Origin of the sequence: Sorangium sp. So ce590 (assembly GCF_051521365.1) — a bacterium.
Lineage (GTDB): Bacteria > Myxococcota_A > Polyangia > Polyangiales > Polyangiaceae > Sorangium.
Genome location: NZ_CP150346.1, coordinates 59190 through 78995, shown reverse-complemented (window position 1 = coordinate 78995; position 19806 = coordinate 59190). Strand labels below are relative to the sequence as shown.

Sequence of the window (19806 nt, the reverse complement as noted above, 5' to 3'; positions counted from 1 at the left end):
ATGCGCGCAACCCCACCGCGGATGCGCGTGACCCCACCGCCGCTCCGCGAGGTTTGCTAGCATCGCCGCCCCATGCCCTGGCTCTGGTACGTAGGTCCCCTTGCGTTGCTCGTCGTCTGGTACCTGACCGGCTTGCGCGGTCGGCACGAGGTGCGGCGCGACGGCGAGCTCGTGCGCTGGCGTACGCTGATGACCCCGAAGGCGGCCGCTCGCCGCCCCGGGGCGTACCGCGACGCCCGGAAGACCATCGCCGACATCGACGGCCCTCGCCCGGTGCGCTCGTCACCGAGCAGCCTCGAGCGCATGCTGGAGGAGACGGGCGGCGGCGCGGTCGTCGCCCGCTACGAGCTCGTCCCGAAGCTCGCCTACGTCGTGGTCGCCGGGCCGGACGCGAAGAACGGCAGCGAGTACCAGGTGGTCCTCGCGAAGCTGGCCAAGGCGGCGCCCCGGCTCACCGTCTCCCCGCTGCCCATCATCGACGGCAACCGCGCCCCCAACACCGGCGTCCAGTTCAAGAAGGACCCGGACTTCATGGAGCAGTTCCTTGTCGAGGGGCCGGAAGCGAAGGCCATCGGCCGGTGGCTCTCGGCGCGCGTCCGCGATGCGCTGCGCGACTTCCCCGACGCGTGGCTGTTCGTGCAGGACCGCGCCATGGCGCTCGCTGTGTACGGCCCCGTCGACGCGGAGCGCCTCCAGGAGCTCGTGATCGCCGCCGACACGATCTTCGCGGAGCACGGCGCCGGCGGCGCCCCCTCCCTGCTCTTCGAAGGCGACAGCGAGGCTGACGACGACGAGGAAGCGGACGAGGACGACGGCGACGACGAGGACGACAGCGACGACGAGGAAGAAGAGGGCGAGGAGACGGCGGGCGCCGACCGCGCCGTTCGGTAAACACGGGCGGGCCGGACCATGTTAGTCATCGCAGCTGGGACCGCTTGAACGCGAAACCGCTGCTTTCCTCCGCCGTCCTGCTCTCGCTCTGGCTGGCGGCTCCGATCGCCACATCAGCGGAAAAGAACAGCTGGATCAAAAGCCAGGGCTCCCACGCGGCGCTCGAGCTGGACGTCCTGAGCAAGTCGGCCGGGTGGTCGATGGCTGACGTCGAGTCCGAGGTGAGCACGTTCGGCCTGAGCTTCGCTTTCGTCGGTCAGCTCCAGTGGCGCAAGCGGCTCCACCTCGATGCGGAGCTCCCGCTCGCCTACGGCAACGTCTCCGCCACGTTCCGGTCGTCCCGGCTCGGCGTCGACGAGAGCAGCAGCGCCGGCAGCCTCCTCTTCGGCAACCCCACGATCGGCGCCCACTACGCGCGCGCGATGTCGCGCAAGCTCGCCGTCTTCGGCGGCGGCGCGCTCTCGATCCCCGTCCTCACCGACCCCAACGCCGACGCGCGCGCCACGCTGCAGGCGACCGCCCCGGCGCGCGCCTACTTCGATCTGCACCGGCTCATCCCCGAGCATTTTCCCCTGAGGGCCCGCGGCGGCGTCGAGGCGGAGCTCGCCACGCGGCTCGTCTACCGCGCGGACACCGCGGTGATGCTCGCCCTCCCGACCAGCGGGAGCGACGTCGACCTCGTGCTCGAGCAGGGCAACGAGCTCGAGATGCGCGGCAAGGGCGCCCTGGGCGGCGGGCTCCGGCTCCAGGCCGCGCTGACGCTCACGCGCGAGGACATGGCGCAGCTCGCGCTGGAGCCGTTCGTCAGCTACACGCCGGAGAAGCCCGGCTTCTACGGCCGCGCGGGGCTGCTCGTGGCGCTCGACGCGCCGCTCGGGTTCGGCCTCGCCGAGGACAAGGTCGCCACGCTGCGGCTCGCGGTCGGCCACAGGTTCTGAGCGCGCGCCGCGCCGCCGCTCGGCGTAGGCTTCGGCGGAGCGGGAGCGGGGCGGGCGAAGGGAGGGGGCGGATCACCATGGGCGAGCACCACGTCTCCGAGCAGGCGAACGACGAGCAGCTCCGGTCCTTCATGCGGGCGCTGCTCGACGACGTGGAGGCGCTCGAGCGCCTCATCCAGGAAGATCGCATCGAGTCGGGCGTGCGCCGGATCGGCGCCGAGCAGGAGATGTTCCTTGTCGACCGCGCGCTCCGCCCCGCGCCGCTCGCGCTGGAGGTGCTCGAGCGGGCCGCCGACGACCGGCTCACGACCGAGCTCGCCCGCTTCAACCTCGAGGCGAACCTGACCCCGCTCCCGTTCGGCGGCGACTGCCTGCGGCGGCTCGAGGCCGAGCTCTCCGACGTCGTCGGCCGGGCTGCCGGGGCCGCGCGCGCCGTCGGCGCCGACGTGCTGCTCGCGGGCATCCTCCCCACGCTGCGCGCCGGCGACCTCCGCCTGGAGAGCCTCACGCCGGCGCCGCGCTACCACGAGCTCAACCGCGCGCTCCTGGAGCTGCGCCAGGGCCACTTCCGCGTGTCGATCCACGGGCTCGACGAGCTCGAGATGACCCACGACAACATCCTGCTCGAGTCGTGCAACACGAGCTTCCAGGTCCACCTCCAGGTCGGGGCGCTGGAGTTCGCGCCGCTCTACAACCTGGCCCAGGCGGTGACCGCGCCCGTCCTCGCCGCCGCGGTCAACTCGCCGCTGCTCCTCGGGCAGCGGCTCTGGCACGAGACGCGGATCGCCCTCTTCGAGAGCTCGGTCGACACCCGCCCGAGCGCGCGCGAGGTCCGCCAGCACAAGCCCCGCGTCCACTTCGGCGACGGCTGGGTGCAGGGCGGCGCGCTCGAGCTCTTCCGCGAGGACATCGCGCGGTTCCGCGTGATCATGACCGCCGAGACCGGCGAGCCGCCGCTCTCGGTGCTCGCGCGCGGCGAGGTGCCGGAGCTCAAGGCCCTGCGCGTCCACAACGGCACCGTCTACCGCTGGAACCGCCCCTGCTACGGCGTCTCGGGCGGGGTCGCGCACCTGCGCATCGAGAGCCGCGCGCTGCCCGCGGGGCCCACGATCCTCGACGAGGTGGCGAACGCCGCCTTCTTCTTCGGCCTGATGTCCGGCCTCGCCGCCGAGCACCCGCGCATCGACCTCGAGATGCCGTTCGAGGACGCCAAGACGAACTTCTTCGCGGCGGCGCGCCACGGCCTCAAGGCGCAGCTCGCGTGGACCTGTGGGCGGAGCTTCCCCGCCCCGGAGCTCATCCTGTCGCGCCTCCTCCCGGCCGCCCGGGGGGGCCTCGCGGCCGCGGGCATCGACGCCGCCGACATCGACCGCTATCTCGGCGTCGTCGAGGAGCGCGTGCGCCGCGGCCAGACCGGCGCCCAGTGGGCGCTCGGCTCGCTCGCCTCGATGGCCGGGCAGGGCACCTCGGAGCTGCAGTGCCGCGCGCTCTGCGCCGCGATGCTCGCCCGCCAGCAGGAGGAGGCCGGGAGCGGCGGGGCGGGTCGCCCGGTGCACACCTGGGAGCCTGCCGCGCTCGATGCGGACCGGGGCCTCCTGCGCGACAGCTACCGGACCGTGGGCCAGTTCATGTCGACCGATCTCTTCACGGTGCGGCCCACGGACATCATCGACTTCGCCGCGAGCGTGATGGACTGGCGGCACGTGCGCCACGTGCCGGTCGAGGACGACCAGGGCCGGCTGGTCGGCGTCGTCTCGCACCGCGCGCTGCTCCGGCTGGTCGCCCGCGGCGGCGCGGCGGCGAACGGTCCCGGCCCGCCCACGGTCGCGTCCATCATGCGGACCGATCCCGTGACGATCACCCCTGAGACGCCGACCTTGGAGGCGATGCGGATCCTGCGCGAGCAGCGCGTCGGTTGCCTGCCCGTGGTCGCGGGCGAGCGGCTCGTGGGCATCGTGACGGAGCGCGATCTCCTCGACGTATCCGCAACGCTGCTCGAGGCCTTCCTACGCGAGGCGTGAGCGTGCACGCCTACCGGCGAGTCGCGCGCCGAAGCCGCAGAGAGAGGATTCAACGCAGAGGCGCAAAGCCGCAGAGTCGCAAGGGCGCAAGAGGAGGTCAGAAAAGAATCTTTCCCCCCGCCTTTACGTTCTTTCGCCTCCGTCAAAAATCTAGCCAGAGCGGCGGTCCCCCGCACAGGAGACGGGCCCAGATCGGCGTTTTCGGCGCGGAAGCGCACTCCAGTGCGCTGAGCATTGAAAACGTCGAGGTGGGCCCGTATCCGAAGCGGGTGCCCGCCGCTCTAAAGGTCGCTGATCTCGGCGCAGGTCATCGCGTCGCCGTTCGCCTGGCAGTCGAGGACCGTGCCGTGGGCCTTGGTGAAGGGGCCCGACTTGTTACGGGTGATGATGTACCGGTTTCCGTCCACGTGCCGGATGTCGGTGTAAACAGCCTGGCACCCCGTGGAGCCGATCGCCGCGAGCAGCAGGCACCATTTCAAAGAACGCTTCATTCGCCCTCCTCCGTCACCTCGACCCGCGTACACTCGCCCTTCCCGGCCTGCTCAGGGCACCTCCACACCTCGGGCGTGGTGAACCCGAACGTGGTCTGGTGCCCGGTGACATACACATAGCCCGGCGTCGCCGGGGCCGTGGAGCTGGCGCCCGTCGTCGCACACCCCGCGATCGCCGCAGCGACGCAGAGCAGCGCACTGAACTGAAGTAGTTTCCCCATGGCAAGTAACGCTATCGGGAAGATCCTGTGTGGGCCAAATTAGATATAGTAACGACTCGACCGATCTTCCATCCTCACTTCACTCCTGGAGCGCGCTGTCCCTCTCTCCACCCCCGAGCCATCCCCGAGCGACCGAGCGAGGTTGACACGTCGCGTCAGCGCACCTAAGGGATTTCACCCGACCGGCGAGCCGGGATCCGGGGGGGCTGCGCGGGGCGCGCGGGGCGGGCCCGCGGTGGGCTCTCCGGCAGCAGAGGAGTCGACATGGCTTCAGGCAAGAATGGGAAGAGCGGCAAGGACCGGGTGGCGGTCGTTGCTGGGCTGCGCACGCCGTTCACCAAGGCGGGGACGGCGCTCAAGGCGCTGCGCACCGTCGATCTCGCGACCACGGTCGTCAAGGAGCTCCTCCAGAGGAGCGAGGTGAGCCCGCGCGACGTCACGCTTGTCGTCTACGGCCAGGTCGTGCCGACGCTCGACTGGCTCAACATCGCGCGCGAGGTCGTGCTGCGCGCCGGCCTGCCCAAGGACATCGACGCCTACAGCGTCTCGCGCGCGTGCGCGACGTCGCTCCAGGCCATGACGAGCGCGGCCGAGGCGATGCTCGCCGGCCAGCACGACGTCGCCCTCGTCGGCGGCGCCGACAGCATGAGCGACGTGCCGCTCGGCGTCTCCCGGAAGCTCGCCTCCGCGCTGACCGACCTCCAGAAGGCCAGGACGCTCGGCGCCCGGCTCGAGATCCTCTCCCGCCTCTCGCTGAAGGACATCGTGCCGCCGATCCCGGGCTTCTCGCGCGAGCCGACCACCGGCGAGCAGATGGGCGAGGCCGCCGAGAAGATGGCCAAGCAGAACGGCATCACGCGCGCCGAGCAGGACGCCATCGCCCACCGCTCGCACACGAACGCCGCGCGCGCCTGGCGCGACGGCACGTACGCGGCCGAGGTCATGCACGTGATCCCCCCGCCCTACGACAAGCCGGTCGAGCGCGACAACGTGGTCCGGGACGACTCGACCCTCGACGCCTACGCCAAGCTGTCGCCGGCGTTCGATCGCCGCCACGGCACCATCACCGCGGGCAACGCGTCGCCGCTCACCGACGGGGCGAGCGCCCTGCTCCTCATGCGCGAAGGCAAGGCCAGGGCGCTCGGCTACCAGCCGCTCGGGTACGTGAAGTCGTGGGCCTACGCGGCGGTCGACCCGGGCTGGCAGCTCCTCATGGCCCCGGTGCTCGCCGTGCCGCGGGCGCTCGATCGCGCCGGCCTCTCGCTCGACCGCATGGACCTCGTCGACATGCACGAGGCCTTCGCCGCGCAGGTCGCATCCAACCTGAAGGCGCTCGCGTCGCCGTCGTTCGCCGCGGACAAGCTCGGCCGGTCCGCCGCCGTCGGCGAGATCGACCCGGAGAAGCTCAACGTGAACGGCGGCTCGATCGCGCTCGGCCACCCGTTCGCGGCCACGGGGGGGCGCATGGTGCTCTCCACGCTCCGCGAGCTCAAGAAGCGCGGCGGCCAGCACGCGCTCCTCACCGTCTGCGCGGCGGGCGGCCTCGGCGCCGCCGTGGTCCTGGAGGCAGCATGACGACGACGATCGACCCCGTGACGCCGGCCCCCGCGGCCAAGAGCCCCGTCTCCCTGGAGGTGCGCCCCGACGGCGTCGGCGTCGTCACGTACGATGTCCCGGGCGAGGCGGTCAACACGCTGAAGCCCACGTTCGCCGGCGATCTCGAGCGGATCATGGGCCAGATCGCCAGCAACCCGCTCATCAAGGCCGCCGTCCTCGTGTCCGGCAAGGCCGACACCTGGATCGCGGGCGCCGACATCGACATGCTGAAGAGCGTCACAACGGCGGCCCAGGCCGAGGCGATGTGCCGGGCCGGCCACGAGGCGATCCTGCGGATCGTGCGCTCGCCCAAGCCGATCGTGGCCGCGATCCACGGCGCCGCGCTCGGCGGCGGCCTCGAGGTGGCGCTCGCCTGCCACGCCCGGGTGCTGAGCGACGACAGGAAGACGGTGCTCGGCCTGCCCGAGGTGCAGCTCGGCCTGCTCCCCGGGATCAACGGGCTGCAGCGGCTCGCGGAGCGCGCCGGCCTGCAGGCGGCGCTCGACCACGGCCTCACCGGCAAGAACATGCGCCCCTCGAAGGCGCGGCAGCTCGGCGTCGCCGACGACGTGGTCCCCGCGCCCATCCTGAAGGAGACGGCCGCGGCGCTCGCCCTGGAGCTCGCGCGTGTCGGAGGCGGCCCGCCCTTCCGCCCTGGCGGCGCCGCGAAGAAGGGGCCGAAGCTCGACGCCGCCACGCTCACCCGCGCGGCCCTCGAGCAGAACCCGCTCGGCAGGACCGTACTTTTCCATCAAGCACAGAAGAAGACGCGTGAAAAAACCGGCGGGCACTATCCGGCGCCCGAGCGGATCATCGAGGTGTTGAGGACCTATGCGGACCGGGGCTTCGACGCGTCGAGGGAGGTCGAGGCGCGGGCGTTCGGCGAGCTCGTCGTGTCGAGCACGGCGCACCGGCTGATGGAGCTCTTCTTCGCGACGAACGCGATGAAGAAGGACACCGGCGTGGACGATGCGTCCGTGCAGCCGAGGAAGGTCGAGAAGATCGCGATGATCGGCGCCGGCCTGATGGGCGCCGGCATCGCCTATGTCAGCCTGAACGCCGGCATCGCGGTGCGCCTCCGGGATCGCGACGACGCATCGCTCGGCCGCGGGCTCAAGGTCGTGACCGACATCCTCGGCGACCGGGTGAAGAAGCGGCAGCTCACGCCGATCGAGCGGGACCAGAAGCTCGCGCTGCTCACGACGACGACGGACAGCTCGGGCCTGAGGAGCGCCGATCTCGTGATCGAGGCGGTGTTCGAGGATCTCGCGGTGAAGCACGCGGTCGTGCGGGACATCGAGGCGAACGGCAAGGACGGCGTGATCGTCGCGTCGAACACGTCCTCGATCCCGATCTCCCGGATCGCGGCCGCGTCGAGGCGGCCGGAGAACGTGGTGGGGATGCATTACTTCAGCCCGGTGCACAGGATGCCGTTGCTGGAGGTCATCCGCACGGAGGCGACGTCCCCCGAGGTGGTCGCGACGGCGGTGGCGGTCGGCAAGCGGCAGGGCAAGACGGTCATCGTCGTGAACGACGGGGTCGGCTTCTACACGAGCCGGATCCTCGGGCCGTACATGAACGAGGCGAGCTGGCTCCTGGCCGAGGGGGTGGCGATCGAGCAGGTCGACCGGGCGCTCGTCGCGTGGGGCTGGCCGGTCGGCCCGCTGGCATTGCTCGACGAGGTGGGCATCGACGTGGCGGCGCACATCGGCCCGATCATGATCGAGGCGTTCGGCGATCGCATGTCCCCGCCGCCCACGATGGCCAAGCTGCTCTCCGACGACCGCCGGGGCCGCAAGAACGAGCGCGGGATGTACCTGTACGGCGCGGCGGCGAGGAAGAAGGGCAAGGGGAAGCACCCTGACGAGAGCGTCTATGCCGTGCTCGGGCTGCCGGTGCCGAGGGCGAAGGACAAGCCGCCGGTGGCCGTCGAGGAGATCCAGATGCGGTGCTCGCTCCAGCTCGTGAACGAGGCGCTGTACTGCCTCGGCGAGGGCATCCTGCGGAGCCCGCGCGACGGCGACATCGGCGCGATCTTCGGCCTCGGTTTCCCGCCCTTCCGCGGCGGCCCGTTCCGCTACGTCGACGCCCTCGGCGCCGCCGAGGTGCTCCGCCGCATCGAGGTCTACGAGCGCCGCTTCGGCAAGCGCTGGACGCCCGCCCCGGCCCTCGTCGAGGCGGCGAGGACCGGCAAGCCCTTCTACGCCTGACGCCTCCTGGGCGCGGCGTGGCCGCTCGCCTTCGCGCTGGCAGTCGCCGCGCGGAGGCGCACCAGCGAGGTGAGGAACCTGCGCACCGCCAGCCATGCATTGCCGGGCTGCGCGCTCCTCGACCGGCAAAACCTTCGCGATCTATGCGGACGACGTGCGAGCCGGGGTGTGGTCAACGCGCGGCCATAGAGCCGGGTTCCACACACCTTTTTTTGTAAGATGGCCCATTGATCGCGTACCATCACTGGTTTAGCCTCTTTCGAATTGAGGCAAGCTGGGACGCGGTCTTGGAAGGCTCAGAACGCCGATAATAGCGTGAGCCGCGTACGTCATCAGAAGGGCAGAGCTCTCGATGATCCTGCGTCTGGATTGAAGGTCCCGGTCGATGGAGCTGGCCCTGGAAACCCATCTAAAGCTTCGTGCCGTAGCCAGCAGGAGACGTTGGAATGAAACCTGTTCGCCGAAACGAAGGTAAGGACCGTTCTCCCAATCCCACCCGCCAGTCGGATGAGGTCAAGAAGCAGGCGCGCACCAGCGCGAAGAAGGCCGCCGGCCGCGTAGCTGACAAGGGCAAGCGCGCCTCGCCGGCGGAGCTAGCCAGCACGCTTGAACAGCTGGAGAACCGTGCGCGGGCGCAGCAGGCGATCCTGGACAACATCGTCGACGGCGTGGTGGTGAGCCAGCAGGACGGGAAGATCGTGTATTCCAACCAGGCGGCCGAGCTGGTCATCAACCTCACGATCGCCGATAGCTCGCCGGATGAGTGGAGCAAGCGGTACGGACTCTACCACGTCGATGGGGAGACGCCGTTTCCCCCGACCGATCTACCCCTCGCCCGCGCGCTCCGAGGCGAGATCATCACCGCGCAGGAGATCTTCTTCCGGAACAACAAGAACCCGAAGGGCGGCTGGCTCCTCGTGAGCGCGCGCCCGGTCCTGGATCCCGAGGGCTCGTTCGTCGGCGCCGTCGCCGTGTTCCGTGACGTCAGCGAGCGCAAGCGGTGGGAGCAGGAGATGGATCAGCAGCTCGTCCGCGAGAAGGAGAGGAATGACACGCTCGAGCGCCTGCGGCTCACCGTCCAGCAGCTCTCGACTCCGATCCTCGAGATCTGGGATGACGTCCTCGTCCTGCCCATCATCGGCATGCTCGACTCACGGCGCAGCGGCGAGGTGACGGACCAGCTGCTCGAGGAGATCGCGCGGAAGCAGTCCCGCTTCGTCATCATCGATGTGACCGGCGTCGAGATCATGGACTCCTCGACGGCGGATCGGCTCCTGAGGCTGGTGAGCGCGGTGGAGCTGCTCGGCGCCCGGTGCATGTTGACCGGCGTCCGGCCTGCGGTGGCGCAGACGCTCACCGCGCTGCGCGTGGATCTCGGCCCCATGCTCACGCTCCGCAATCTCCGGCACGGCCTGCAGACCTGCCTGCGCATGATGCAGGCGGAAGTGGATGTGACCCACGCCGTCGTGTCCCGGCCTCAGGTCGCCGCGCGGCGCTGAGGCCCGCCGACGCGCGATGCAGCGCCGACGCCGCGGTCCGACCGCGGCTCCGCGGACGCGCGCGACGAGACGCCCGGCGGTGACCGGGTTCGAGCATGCGGTCAGGATCGATCGATCCATCGTCCGCCTGCCGTCCGCCCCGCAAATCGATTCTGTCCAAGGCAAACTGGGCCACGCCCCGAAGCCGCAAACGTGATGCGCACCCATCCCGGGCGGGCAACATCGCGCGAGCGCTCCCGTCCCAGATGCATGACTCGCGGCGCGGCGCTCGTTCAGCGCCAGAACATTTCAGTGTCCAGAACGCTGAAATGACCTGCGGCGAGTCATCGCACAAGCCCACGTTATCATAACACAAATAACGAAGGCGCCGTCATTGGCTCCTTCGTAGACGCAGCTGAGCGGACATGTAGGCATCGACCACAAGCCCACGCATGGGCGTTGACATTGGTGGTTCGTTCCGCGATTTTGTCGTGGACTGAATGGAGCTGTCAGCATCCGCAGCATGCCGCAGGAGGCTCGTCTATGCTGAGCGATCGCGCGTTTCACACCGACGGACAGTCAACCGTTAGCATGTGCTCGACACAGGCCGACATGTTGAGCCCGCGAGAGGGGGAGGCAGGGATACTGAAGCGGTTGAGCGCGCTGGGCAGGAGAGATGAAGACCCGATCGACCGGGGCTATCGCTACCTCAGCCAGACCTTCGACGTCGACCGCTGCTACCAGGCCACGCTGAGCCGGGCGCCGGATTTCACGTCCCGCATCGAGATGCCGGATGAGATCTTCACCTCCGCGATCATCTTGGACCTCCTGATGAACAGCAGGCTGAGCTCCAGGGTAAAGCGCCGTCTCACGGAGTTTCTCGGCGAGAGCCACGATGACGGGCTCTTCTCGTACTTCGTTGATGCGAGCCTGCTCCCCCGCGACGTGGACGACACTGGGCTCGCGTTGTCGGTCCTGATAAAGGTCGGCGCCGCTCCCATCGGAGTCGCTCTTTCGGCCGTCTCGAAGGTGCTGCAGAACGTCGACGAAGCCGGCATCATCCACGTGTACATGCCCCCGAGGGGCGAGCGGGAAGGGCGCTGCAGGATCGACCCGATCCCCTGCGCCAATGCGCTGTACCTGGCCTACCTCCTGGGGAGGGAGGACGAGGCGCGGCCCACGGAGGAGTACCTGATCGACTCCCTGCGCCCGGAGAAGATCGCGCGTCCGGACGCCTTCTATTACTATCTAACTCCGGACGTGCTCCTCTACTGGGCGTCGAGGTTGCTGGACTTCGAGAGGTTCACGCAGAAGTATGCGCACGTCGTCGAGGGCTTGCTGAGGGCGCGAATCGGGAGCAGCGGCGTCCCCCTGGAGCTCGCGCTCAGGGTCATCGCGGCCAACCGCCTGCGTGTCGACAACGCATCCGAGAGGGACGCCCTGCGAAGGGCGCAGAAGTCGGACGGCTCGTGGCCTATATCACCCATCTACAAGCTGGGCCGCTCCGATATCTACGTCGGCTCGGAGGCCCTGGTCACCGCGTTCGCCCTGAAGGCGCTCGACGGCGATTGAGCCAGAACGCACGACCGGCGGGCTCGCGGGGTGGCGCCGCCGAGAGGAGAACGAGATGAACGAGCGAGCCGCGTTTGGGGCGATCCAGGGATCGGACAGGGCCGAGGAGTTCGGCGAACGTTTGCGTGGCATGGACATCGACTTCCCGGACTTCGAGAAGATCAGGCCCCCGGAGCTGCTCCTCCCGGGGAAGTACAAGGTGAGCGAGCACCTGGAGCAGATACGGGCCCCGTACATTGACTGGATGGTGAGCGCGGAGCTCATCGAACGGGGGACCGACGGTCATGACGTCTTGGTGGGCATGAAGCTAGACGACTGCTCTGCGCTGATCTTCCCAGATCATCCGAAGGAGCTCGTGCTGTACGGGGCGATATCCCTCGCGCTGTTCTTCGCGATCGACGACGTCATTGACAACGTGAACGCCGACGCCTCGAAGAAGCTGGATTACATTCGGAGGGTCGGACAGATCGCCCGCGGAGACTCGCCTGCAGCGGGAGACGATCACATCGTGAGGGCGTGGCACCGGTGGTTCAAGGAGATCGAGGCGTTCGCGTCGCCGCCGCTCTTCAAGGCCTTCGCCGGGGCCCTCCAGTTCCACCTCAAAGGGCTGAGGGTCCAGGCGCTCCAGGACCGGCGCACCGTCCTCGGACCCACCACCCACCTGATGCGGAGGCGGGACAACATCGGCAGCAGCTACTTCATGCCGCTCGCCGCGGTGTTCCTCGAGCGCGCGCACGGGCTGCGCATGCAGCCCGTGCTGGAGGATCAATACATCAAGAGCATCACCGAGCTCGTCGCCTTCGTCATCGTGATCCACAACGAGCTCCTCGGGCTCTACAAGGACGTGAAGAGCGGGGAGGCCAATTTCGTCGCCCTCCTTCAGCGCGAGCACGGCATCGGGCTGCAGAGCGCCTGCGACCTGGCGGGCAAGCTCGCCGACGACATGGTGAAGGCCATGGTCCAGATAGAGAGGGATCTCCCGGAGCTCGTCGACGGGTACGAGGGGATGGCGGAGGCGATCACGAGGTACGTTCGTACGGGGTACACGGTCATCCGCGGCACCTTCGATTGGTACATGATCACCCACCGGTACTCGAACGAGAAATATTTCTCGCTGTGAAGCGCACGCCGGCCCTCCGTCGAGAGGAGGGCCCCGTCGGCGGAGCAGGGAAAGGGAACAGGAGGACGAGTGGCCTTGAACATCGGAGCCAATTCTGCGCTGTTTCCGGACAGCCGACCGCTCACTGCCCCGCGTATGCCGCCGCTCGTGGACGGCGGGCTGCCGCTGCTCGGGTCGCTACCGGCGCTGCTCAGCCAGCAAGCCGAGTTCTTCCCGAGGGCCCGCGCGCGACACGGAGACGTGTACAGGCTGCGGCTCGGTCCCTTGAGCATGATCGTCGTGAATCACCCGAGGCACGTCCAGCATGTCCTCCGGGACTGCAGCTCGAAGTACGGGAAGGGCGGCGCGCTGTGGGACTCGATCAGGACCCTGCTGGGCAACGGCCTGGGCGTGAGCGAAGGGGACTACTGGCTGCGCCAGCGCCGCATGATGCAGCCGCACTTTCACCGCGAGCGGATCGACGAGCTCGTCGGCGTGATGGTCGATGCCATCGATGACGAGCTCGAGGTCTGGGACATCGCCGCGAGGACGGGCTCACCGCTCCACCCGATGCACGCCGTCAGCCCGATCATCATGAAGCTGATCACGAGAGCGGTGCTCGGAGGCGACATCGACCGCGAGGAGATCGAGCTCCTCACCGCCCGCGTGACGTTCGCCCTCAACTACGTCTTCCGCGGCATCGTCGCGCAGGAGCTGCCTGCCTGGGTCCCTGTCCCCGGGAGGCGCCGTTACCAGCAGGCGCTCCGCGACATGGACGCGGTCCTGCTCAAGATCATCGAGCGCAGCCAGCGCCGGCAGCAGCGCGCCGGGGACAGCGGGGGCTTGCTCGCGACGCTCATTAGCACGGTCGATCCCGAGACCGGCCAGCGGATGACCGCCGACCAGCTGCGCGATGAGGTCGTGACCCTGTTCCTGGCTGGCTACGAGACGACCTCGACCGGGCTCGCGTGGACACTGCAGTTGCTGCTGCATGAGCCCGCCGTCATGGCGGAGCTGCGCGCCGAGGTCGATGGCGTGGTCGGCCGGAGCCGACCGGATGCCTCCCACCTCGCCAGGCTGTCTTATACCCGCATGGTCTTCCAGGAGGCGCTGCGCGTGCGCCCGCCGCTCTGGTGGCTGGTGCGGGTCGCCGTCGTCGATGACGAGATCGACGGCTTTCATGTCCCGGCGGGCACCTTCGTCCTCGCCCCGACGTACGCCATCCATCGTCATCCGGACTGCTGGGAGGATCCCGAACGCTTCGATCCGGGGCGCTTCACGCCGGAGCGCACGGCGTCGCGCCACAAGCTGGCCTGGATCCCTTTCGGAACGGGCCAGCGCCAGTGCATTGGCAGCACGGTCGCTCTGGCCGAGGCGCAGCTCATCCTGGCGCGCCTCGTCCAGCGCTACACGTTCGCCGCCGGCTCGCCGCGCCAGACCGCCGTGCCGGCGCTGTCGATAGCCCTGCGCATCAAGAACGGGACGCCGTTCCGGGTGACGCGGCGCAGCCCGCCCTGAGCGGGCACGCGGCCCAGGGGTCCTCCGCGGGCGGAGCACCCCTTCTCCGGGCCACCCATCCTCCTGGAGAAAGCGGCGCGGTGTCGACGACATGCCCTCTGTCGGCGCATGGCGTGACGGGCGCAAACGTCCCCCCGCGGCATGCGAGGAATCGCGCGCTACCTCGGATTCCCTGTACACGATCCGAGCCAGCGTGGCCCGCGCGTTGCTTTCCTCTCGGCGAGCAGCAGACCGCGCGGGAGGTTGTCAGTCATGCGGAAGTGCGTTCGCGATTCGGTGGTCGTTATCACCGGGGCGTCCTCGGGGATCGGCAGGGCGGCGGCGATCGCGTTCGCGCGGCGCGGCGCGAGGGTGGTCATCGCCGCGCGGAACGCGTCGGCCCTGGAGGAGGTCGCCGCCGAGTGCGCCAGCGTCGGCGCGCGCGCGCTCGCCGTCCCGACGGACGTGCGGGACGAGTGCGCCGTCAGGGCCCTCGCCCGCGCCGCGATCGACGTGTTCGGCAGGATCGACGTCTGGGTGAACAACGCCGCGGTGTTCCTTTACGCGCGCGCGGACGAGGCGCCCTACGAGACCTACCGCCAGGTCATCGAGACGAACCTGCTCGGCTACGTGCACGGGGTGCGGGCCGTGCTGCCCCGTTTCCGCGCGCAGGGCGCCGGTGTGCTCATCAACAACGTCTCCGCCCTCGGCAAGTTCGGCGCGCCGACGATGAGCGCCTACGTGATCTCCAAGTTCGGGATCCTCGGGCTCGCGTCCTGCCTGAGACAGGAGCTCGCCGGCACCCCGGACATTCACGTCTGCACGCTCCTTCCCGCGTCGGTCGACACCCCGATCTACCAGCACGCCGGCAATTACACGGGCCGCGCCGTCCAGCCGATCCGGCCGATCGTCGACCCCGAGCGGGTCGCGGCCGCGATGGTCTCCCTCGCCGAGCGGCCGCGGCGCGACACGTACGTCGGCGTCGCCGGCCGCATCACCGCCGCGGCGTTCGTCGCCTTCCCGGCCCTCACGGAGCGGCTGCTCGCCGCGTACACGACCCGCGCGACCTTCCTGGATCGCGCGGCGCCGCACACCGACGGCAACATCTTCTTTCCGATGAAGCACTGGACCGGCGTGACCGGCGGGTGGCGCGCGTCCTCGGGCCTCGCCGCGCTCCTCGACACCGCCCGGGCCTTCGCCGGCCTCGCGCTCGAGGTCCCGGCCGCGGTGGCAGGGCGCCTCAAGCCACGATGACGTGGCCGATCTGGCACCTTCCGTATGCGATCTCCCGGCCATTCCGACGCGCCCGCGTCCCCGGGGTGTCTCTCAACCTCGGGGGTTCTGTGACGTGTTCTCCACCGAGCACCGGCATGCTGCGCCCCGATCAACGATTCAATTGAAATAAGGAGGCGCAACGATGAGCCGTTATGTGGCGCGCACGCTCCGAAGCGATGACTTTTCGACGCTGATGGAACTGGAGGCGGCGCTCTTCGGAAGCGCGCTACACCCGTTCGCGGGCTCGCGGCTCAGGTGGTCGCCGCACGACACGGGGCCGCATGCGTTCTCGGAGCCCGAGTCGCGCGCGCTGCGCGACGTCGCGCTGGAGACGCGGCCTGCGCTCGCGCTCGGCTTCCACAGCTGCGGCAACCTCCTGCTCTATCCGTGGGCGCACACCGGCGCGCCCAACCCGCGCGCACCGCTGTATCGGGCGCTCGGGGATGCCTTCTGCCGCGGGCTGCCGCGCGCTGCCGCGCGAGCGGTACGAGGTCCGGCAGGCGGCGCACTGGTACCCCACGGTCGGCGACATGGATGACTGGCTCGATGCCAACCTGGGAACGCTGGCCCTCACGGTGGAGGTCAGCCGCCCAACGCGCTCCCTCCGCGATCTCCGCCGGCTGCTCAACCCGTTCTGGTGGTTGAACCCGCGCGAGGCCGACGCGGCGATCGACAACGTCGTCCCCGGCGTGGGCGCGCTCCTCCGCGATGCGCTCGACCGCGGCGTGGGCCGGGCGGCCCCGCAGGCGCCGCCGCACCTCGAGCAGCCGCCGGCGGCTCTCTTCGCCGACGCCGCCGAGTGACACGGCCGCGCTCGCCGCCGACACGCGGCGGACCGCGACCGCGGTCTCGCGCTCGCCGGATGCGCGGACACGCGGACACGCGGACACGGACCGACAGCGGGCCCTGTGAAAAAGTGCCAGTCCCGCACGCTGCATCCACTATCCTTCGCGTGTGGACGCTGACTCGCCCCGCATGCCGACGACCGTCAGGGTCAGCCCCAGCGCGGTGGAGCGCCCGACGGGCGCCGACGAGTCGGACCACTGGCAGCACGAGGCCGACGAGATCGTCGACGGCAAGTACCGCCTGGTCCGGCCGCTCGGGCGCGGGGGCATGGCGGAGGTGTGGCTCGCCGTACACGTCACGCTCAAGACCGAGCTCGCCATCAAGTTCCTCAGCGCCTCGCTGACCGGCGACCCCGCGCGGAGCCGTACCGTCCTCGAGAGGTTCCGGTTCGAGGCCCAGATCTCGGCCCGCCTGGGCGCGCGCACGCGGCACATCGTCGCCGTTCACGACGCCGGCATTCACGACGACATCCCCTATCTCGTGATGGAGTACATCCGGGGTCGAACGCTGTTCGCGGAGGTGCGCGAGCGGGGGCCGCTCGATCCGATGCGCTTCGCGGACATGCTCGATCAGATCGCCGACGCGCTCACCGTCGCGCACGACATGGGCATCGTGCACCGCGACCTGAAGCCCTCGAACGTGATGCTCATCGACGATCCCGGCGCGGAGCTGACGGTGAAGGTCGCGGATTTCGGCATCGCCAAGGCGCTGCACGGCGATCTCGGCCTCGATCGGCCGCGTGAGACGGAGGCCGACGTCATGCTGGGCTCTCCGAACTACATGAGCCCGGAGCAGCTCTCCACGCCGCTCTCGGTCGACGCGCGGGCCGACGTCTGGGCGCTCGGCGTGCTGGCCTACGAGGTGCTGACCGACTGGCCGCCGTTTCAGGGCAACACCATCGCCGAGCTCATCGTGGCGGTCAGCACCCGCGATTTCGAGCCTGCCACGGCGGTCCGGCGGTCGCTTCCCCGGGGGCTCGACGGCTGGTTCGCGCGCACCCTCGCGAAGGAGCAGGCGAAGCGGTTCGCCTCGATCCGCGAGATGGTGCGGGCCTACCGCGCCGCGCTCACGGCGCCGCCGCCCGAGCCCGCGGAGGCGCCGCCGAGGCGGTGGCCGGCGGCGCGGCCGGCGGCGCTCGCCGCCGTGGTCGTCGCCTGCCTGGGCACGCTCGTGGGCACCGCCGCGCTCGCGTTTCGCCTGCTCGATCGGCCGCGCCCGGATCAGGCGGCGCGGCACCTGTCCCCCGGCATGCGCGGCGCGCTCCAGGAGGCGCCGCGCTCGCCGCCGCCGCAACCGCAGGCCGACGCGGCGGCGCCAGCTGCCGGCGTCGCGCCGGCGGAGCCGACTGCCGGCGTCGCGCCGGCGGAGCCGGCTGCCGGCGTCGCGCCGGCAGAGCCGGCTGCCGGCGTCGCGCCGGCGGAGGGGTCCGCTCCCCGCGCCACGGCGCCCGCGTCCTCGCGGCCGCGCTCGACCCAGCCTCGTCCTGACGGGGCCGCTCCCCGCGCCACGGCGCCCGCCAAGTCCGCGCCGCCGCCCCCCGTGCCCCGGCGCCGCAAGGAGATCGACAAGAGTGAGATCCTTTGAGCGACAGCTCATCACGCTGTGCAGCGCCGCCCTGCTCGCGGCGGCGCCGGCCCCGGCGCTCGCCATCGGGGCCGAGGAGGACGCGAAGACGCTGTTTGCCCGCGGCCGCGAGCTGCGGAGCGCCGGCCAGTGCGAGCAGGCGGTCATCGCCTTCCGGAGCGCGCTGGAGATCTACCCCGAGGGGCTCGGCGCGCTGCGGAACATCGCCGAGTGCGAGGAGGAGATGGGCCGCTACGCCTCGGCGAGGCGGGACTGGTGGGATCTCCGGCGCGCCGCGCTCCAGTCCAATGAAGCGAAGTATGCCGGGTGGAGCGAGGACGCCGAGCTCCGCTACCGGGCGCTCGGCAACAAGGTCGGGACGCTGACCGTCCGCCTCCAGGGCGCCGAGGGGAGGTCGTCGGTGCGGGTGGTGCTGGACGGCAAGCCGCTCGATCCGAGGCTCCTCGGCGTCGCGCTCGAGCGCGATCTGGGCGCGCACACGGTCGAGCTCTTCTACGGCGGCGCCGCGCCGATCACGGAGCGCATCGAGCTCACCCCGGGCGCCCATCGGGACGTGCCGCTCACCGTGCCCGCGCCGCTCTCTGCGCGCGACGCGGACGCCCCCCCGGGCCCCGCCGCGCCGCCCGCTTCCAGCGGTCTTCGCACGGGCGGCTACATCGCGCTCGGCGTCGGCGGCGCGGGCGCGATCGCGACCGTGGTGGCGCTCGTCGTGCGCGCCGGCGCGCTGTCCGCGGTCGAGGACGGGTGCTCCCCTGCCGCTGGCGGGGGCTACACGTGCCCGCGGTCGCTGCAAGGGGACTACGAGACGGGGATGACCGCCACGACGCTCGCGGGCGTGTTCGCCGGCGTCGGGCTGGTCGGCATCGGCGCCGGCGTCACGCTGCTCCTGCTGAGCCCCTCCGAGGCTGCCTCGCCGGCGCCCGGCAAGCCGCCCGTGGCGGAGCTCTCGCTCACGCCGTCGCCGGGCGGCCTCGGCTCGCGCCTCCTCATGAGGTTCTGAGGTCCGGCGCACGGCGCGGCGGCGCACACGCGGCGGGCCGCGCGTTCGCGACACGACCGGAGCCCCCCCGGCGGTTGGATCGGAGCAGGCGCGGGCCTTGCCTCACCTCGCCGTGAACACGAGCTGACGTCTGCGTGTGCACAGGGCGCCTCGCCCTCATCGAGCCGCGCCCCGGACGAGGTCGCGCCCCCGCGCGGCGGCGTAGGGCCGCGCGCTCGGCTGGCGGAGGCCCTCATCGGCGCGCGCAGGCGAGCTGACCGAGGTTGCGGAGGAGTGATGCCATGACGATGCTCGAACCGATCTCCAAGGTGCCGCCGCTGGCCGAGCGAGACCAGGCTGGGGCGCACAGAGCCGCTGGAAGGGCGGAGCGCTTGCTCTCCACGATCGGCGGCAGCGCCCTCGTGGCGTACGGGTTCGCTCGCCGCAGCGTGCCCGGCCTGGTCCTCGCGCTCGCGGGCGGAGCGCTGATCCAGCACGGCGTCTCGGGCCGCCGCGGTGCCGCTCGATCGCCCGGCGATCGCGCCGCCCCGCGCGCGCCGCTGCTCCGCGCCGGCGATCGCGCCGGCCGCCTGTTCGACGCGCTGGCCCCCGCGGCGACGCGCGTCGCGCGCACCGTGACCGTCGCCAGGCCCGCGGACGAGCTCTACAAATTCTGGCGTAATTTCGAGAACTTACCACGTTTCATGGAGCACCTCACCGAGGTCGAGGTCATCGACGGCAGCCGCTCGCGGTGGAAGGCGAGGGCGCCCGGCGGCTCGGTGTCGTGGCGGGCCGAGATCATCGAGGATCGGGAGAACGAGCTCATCGCGTGGCGCTCCCGCGAGCCGGCCGACATCGAGAACGCGGGCTCGGTCCGGTTCGTCCCCGCGCCGGGCGGCCGCGGCACCGAGGTCCATGTGACGATCGACCACGAGGCGCCTGCCGGCGCGCTCGGCCGGGCGATCGCGAAGGTCTTCGGCGAGGCGCCGGATCAGCAGCTCAGGGACGATCTCCGCCACTTCAAGCAGCTGATGGAGGCCGGCGAGATACCGACGATCGAAGGACAGCCCAGCGGCCGGAGATCGGCCGCGCTGGGGGGGTGAGGCTC

At 70.5% G+C, this 19806-nt stretch carries 17 protein-coding genes; 15 read left to right on the top strand and 2 right to left on the bottom strand.

The window, feature by feature from the left end; all coding sequences use genetic code 11:
- Positions 1 to 72: 72 nt before the first annotated feature.
- The 3 genes from WMF28_RS00300 (at position 73) to WMF28_RS00290 (ending at position 3850) form a co-directional block, all read left to right on the top strand.
- Positions 73 to 891: a hypothetical protein gene (locus WMF28_RS00300; protein WP_437599979.1), complete on the top strand. Its 819-nt coding sequence runs from the start codon at positions 73 to 75 to the stop codon at positions 889 to 891.
- Positions 892 to 935: 44 nt separating this feature from the next.
- Positions 936 to 1829 (top strand): hypothetical protein, encoded by an 894-nt coding sequence (locus tag WMF28_RS00295; RefSeq protein WP_437599978.1) that lies wholly within the window; start codon positions 936 to 938, stop codon positions 1827 to 1829.
- Positions 1830 to 1906: 77 nt separating this feature from the next.
- A complete protein-coding gene (locus WMF28_RS00290) occupies positions 1907 to 3850 on the top strand; it encodes a CBS domain-containing protein (protein WP_437599977.1) in 1944 nt (647 codons plus the stop codon).
- A 281-nt stretch (positions 3851 to 4131) separates the two neighbouring features.
- Here WMF28_RS00290 and WMF28_RS00285 read toward each other — a convergent pair whose 3' ends face one another.
- A complete protein-coding gene (locus tag WMF28_RS00285) occupies positions 4132 to 4341 on the bottom strand; it encodes a hypothetical protein (RefSeq protein WP_437599976.1) in 210 nt (69 codons plus the stop codon).
- Positions 4338 to 4562, bottom strand: a complete 225-nt coding sequence (locus WMF28_RS00280; RefSeq protein ID WP_437599975.1) for a hypothetical protein — start codon at positions 4560 to 4562, stop codon at positions 4338 to 4340. The genes WMF28_RS00285 and WMF28_RS00280 overlap by 4 nt, the downstream gene beginning before the upstream one ends.
- A 264-nt stretch (positions 4563 to 4826) precedes the next feature.
- On the opposite strand from WMF28_RS00280, the gene fadI reads away from it, so the two are divergent.
- The 12 genes from fadI to WMF28_RS00220 all read left to right on the top strand — a co-directional run bounded on the left by fadI (position 4827) and on the right by WMF28_RS00220 (position 19801).
- Entirely contained in the window at positions 4827 to 6137 is a 1311-nt protein-coding gene (gene fadI, locus WMF28_RS00275; protein WP_437599974.1) for an acetyl-CoA C-acyltransferase FadI, read from the top strand.
- Complete coding sequence (gene fadJ, locus WMF28_RS00270; RefSeq protein ID WP_437599973.1) at positions 6134 to 8368, top strand: fatty acid oxidation complex subunit alpha FadJ; 2235 nt, start codon at positions 6134 to 6136, stop codon at positions 8366 to 8368. The genes fadI and fadJ overlap by 4 nt, the downstream gene beginning before the upstream one ends.
- Positions 8369 to 8814: 446 nt before the next feature.
- Complete coding sequence (locus WMF28_RS00265) at positions 8815 to 9867, top strand: STAS domain-containing protein (protein WP_437599972.1); 1053 nt, start codon at positions 8815 to 8817, stop codon at positions 9865 to 9867.
- Positions 9868 to 10389: 522 nt separating this feature from the next.
- Positions 10390 to 11418, top strand: coding sequence for a hypothetical protein (locus WMF28_RS00260; RefSeq protein ID WP_437599970.1), 1029 nt, complete (start codon positions 10390 to 10392; stop codon positions 11416 to 11418).
- 55 nt (positions 11419 to 11473) lie between these two features.
- Complete coding sequence (locus WMF28_RS00255) at positions 11474 to 12538, top strand: terpene synthase family protein (protein WP_437599969.1); 1065 nt, start codon at positions 11474 to 11476, stop codon at positions 12536 to 12538.
- A 135-nt stretch (positions 12539 to 12673) separates the two neighbouring features.
- On the top strand, positions 12674 to 14035 hold the full coding sequence (locus WMF28_RS00250; RefSeq protein WP_437599968.1) for a cytochrome P450: 1362 nt from the start codon (positions 12674 to 12676) through the stop codon (positions 14033 to 14035).
- A gap of 252 nt (positions 14036 to 14287) precedes the next feature.
- Positions 14288 to 15268 (top strand): SDR family oxidoreductase, encoded by a 981-nt coding sequence (locus WMF28_RS00245; protein WP_437599966.1) that lies wholly within the window; start codon positions 14288 to 14290, stop codon positions 15266 to 15268.
- Between the two features lie 163 nt (positions 15269 to 15431).
- Entirely contained in the window at positions 15432 to 15827 is a 396-nt protein-coding gene (locus tag WMF28_RS00240) for a M14 family zinc carboxypeptidase (RefSeq protein WP_437599965.1), read from the top strand.
- The gene (locus WMF28_RS00235) at positions 15733 to 16092 is read left to right on the top strand and encodes a hypothetical protein (RefSeq protein ID WP_437604393.1); all 360 of its coding nucleotides are present in this window, start codon (positions 15733 to 15735) and stop codon (positions 16090 to 16092) included. Before WMF28_RS00240 ends, WMF28_RS00235 begins: the two co-directional genes overlap by 95 nt.
- A 172-nt stretch (positions 16093 to 16264) precedes the next feature.
- Positions 16265 to 17719 (top strand): protein kinase domain-containing protein, encoded by a 1455-nt coding sequence (locus WMF28_RS00230; RefSeq protein ID WP_437599964.1) that lies wholly within the window; start codon positions 16265 to 16267, stop codon positions 17717 to 17719.
- A complete protein-coding gene (locus tag WMF28_RS00225) occupies positions 17706 to 18719 on the top strand; it encodes a tetratricopeptide repeat protein (RefSeq protein WP_437599962.1) in 1014 nt (337 codons plus the stop codon). The genes WMF28_RS00230 and WMF28_RS00225 overlap by 14 nt, the downstream gene beginning before the upstream one ends.
- 281 nt (positions 18720 to 19000) lie before the next feature.
- Complete coding sequence (locus tag WMF28_RS00220; RefSeq protein WP_437599960.1) at positions 19001 to 19801, top strand: SRPBCC family protein; 801 nt, start codon at positions 19001 to 19003, stop codon at positions 19799 to 19801.
- Positions 19802 to 19806 lie beyond the last annotated feature (5 nt).